This window comes from Duganella vulcania, assembly GCF_009857655.1.
In the GTDB taxonomy this organism is placed as follows: domain Bacteria; phylum Pseudomonadota; class Gammaproteobacteria; order Burkholderiales; family Burkholderiaceae_D; genus Rugamonas; species Rugamonas vulcania.
Genome location: NZ_WWCX01000211.1, coordinates 1 through 2793 on the forward strand (window position 1 = coordinate 1; position 2793 = coordinate 2793).

Below are 2793 nucleotides of genomic sequence, written 5' to 3' on the forward strand. Positions count from 1 at the left end.
CGCGGAACTGGGCGACGCCGAGCGCCGCGCCAGCGGCGCGCTGGACAGCACCGGCGAGGGCATGTGGGAGTGGCGGCTCGACACCGGCACGCTGACGCTGTCGCCGCGCTATGGCGAGCTGCTGGGCTACGGCGACGGCGAGTTCGCGCCGACCTTGGAGCAGTGGCTGGACCATGTGCATCCGGACGACCAGGCGCGCGTCGAGCGCAGCATCCAGGACCACCTGGCCAGCACCACGGACCTGAACAACCAGATCGTCAGCGAGCACCGCATGCGCACCCGCGACGGCGGCTGGATCTGGGTGCTGGCGCGCGGCATGATCGTCGAGCGCGACGCCGCCGGCCGGCCGCTGCGCGCCACCGGCACCATGGCCGACATCAGCGAGCGCGCCGCCGCCGAGGAGGCGCGCCTGTGCGCGGTGATCGACGCCACGCCGGGCGCCATGCTGATCGCCGACAAGAGCGGGCGGGTACGCTACGCCAACCCGGCCTGCGCGCGCAGCTTCGGCTATGAGGGCACGATGGCCGGCTGCTCGGTCGAGCAGCTGGCGCCGGAGGCCATGCGCAGCACCGGCCGCGCGCGCGAGCTGTTCTCGCGCCCCAACCTGCCGGGCCGGGTGCTGAGCGCGATCCGCGCCGACGGCGTCAGCTTCCCGGCGATGGTGCACATCGCGCCGGTGATGCTGGGCGGGCAGGAGCTGGTGGTGATGACGCTGCGCGACATGACCCAGCGCCAGCGCGCCGAGGAGGCGCTGCACGCCAGCTCCGAGCGCTACCGCCTGATCGTGCAGACCGCCGCCGAGGGCATCTGGATGACCGGCGCCGACGACCGCACCAGCCTGGTCAACCCGACCATGGCGCGCATGCTGGACTACGACATCGAGCAGATGATGGGCCGCGCCATGACCGACTTCATGGACGACGACGGCCAGGCCCTGCTCAAGCAGCACCTGCAGCGCCGCCTGGCCGGCGAGGCCTGCCAGGGCGACGTCTGCTTCCGCCGGCGCGACGGCGCCGTGGTGTGGTGCCTGCTGTCGACCACCGTGATCAACTCCGACGCCGGCCACTACGCCGGCACGCTGGCCATGCTGACCGACATCACCGCGCGCCGCGCCGCCGACAGCGCGCTGCGCAGCTCCAGCCAGCGGCTGGCGTCGATCTTCAACGCCGTCACCAACGGCCTGGTGATGGTCGACGGCGACGGCCGCATCCTGGAGAGCAACGCCGCCGCCGCGCGCATGCTGGCGCACTCGCTGGCGGTGGACGGCGGCATGCTGTGGCGCGGCGTGCGCGAGGACGGCACGCCGTTCGACGCCGCCAGCCATCCGGTGCAGCAGGCCATCGTCACCGGCGTGTCGGTGCGCGACGTGGTGATGGGCGTGAGCCAGTCCAACGGCGAGGTGCACTGGCTGTCGGTGAACGCCGAGCCCATTCCCGACGAGCGCGGCGTGGTGCCGCTGGTGGTGGCCAGCCTGACCGACATCACCGACCGCAAGCGCGGCGAGGACCAGCTGCGCGAACTGAACGAGCACCTGGAGGAGCGGGTGGCGATCCGCACCGAGGAGCTGAACCAGGCGCGCATGCTGGCCGAGGAGGCCAGCCAGACCAAGGGCCAGTTCCTGGCCAACATGAGCCACGAGATCCGCACGCCGATGAACGGCGTGATCGGCATGGCCTACCTGGCGCTCAAGACCGACCTCGATCCGCGCCAGCGCGACTACCTGGAAAAGATCCGCTTCGCCGGTGAGCACCTGCTGGGCATCATCGACGACATCCTCGACATCTCCAAGATCGAGGCGGGCAAGCTGGAGATCGAGCAGGTCGACTTCGCGCTCGACCATGTGATCCAGACGCTGACCACGGTGGTGGCGCCCAAGGCCGCCAGCCGCGAGCTGGAGCTGGTGTTCAACCTCGACCCCAACCTGCCCAAGGTGCTGCGCGGCGATCCGCTGCGCCTGGGCCAGGTGCTGATCAACTACACCAACAACGCCATCAAGTTCAGCGAGAAGGGCCGGATCGAGGTGCGGGTGCGCCAGGTGGTGGGCGACGCCAACGGCTGCCTGCTGCGCTTCGAGGTCAGCGACTGCGGCATCGGCCTGTCGGAGAGCGAGATCGGCAAGCTGTTCCAGTCGTTCCAGCAGGCCGACACCTCGACCACGCGCGAATACGGCGGCACCGGCCTGGGCCTGGCTATCTGCAAGCAGCTGGCGCAGCTGATGGGCGGCGAGGTGGGCGTGCGCAGCCGGCCCGGCCAGGGCAGCACCTTCTGGTTCACCGCGCGCCTGGGCATCTCCAGCGCCACGCTGCCGGCGCTGATCGACCGCGTCAAGGACGCCGCCGCCGAGCTGCTGGCCTCCTCGCGCAGCGCGGCGGTGATGGCGCCCCTGAAGCACGCGCGCATCCTGCTGGTCGAGGACAACACCTTCAACCAGCAGATCGCTCTGGAGATGCTGGAGGAGGTCGGCTCGTCGGTGTGCCTGGCCGCCAACGGCATGGAGGCGCTGGAGCTGCTGCGCCAGACCGCCTTCGACTGCGTGCTGATGGACGTGCAGATGCCGCTGATGGACGGCCTGGAGACCACGCGCCGCATCCGCGCCGACCCCAGCCTGGCCGACATGCGGGTGCTGGCCATGACCGCCACCGCCACCAACGAGGACCGGGTGCGCTGCATCGAGGCCGGCATGGACGACTTCATCTCCAAGCCGATCCAGCCGGCGCTGATGTACCAGACCATCGCCAACTGGCTGCCCGAGCGCGGCGAGGCGGCGCCGCGCGCGGCGCCGGCCGCGCCGCC

Annotated in this window: 1 protein-coding gene; it reads left to right on the forward strand. The window is 71.1% G+C overall.

The annotated features are described in order from the left end of the window. Positions 1-2793: PAS domain S-box protein (locus GTP90_RS35325; protein WP_161087875.1), on the forward strand; the 2793-nt coding region annotated here is incomplete at both ends.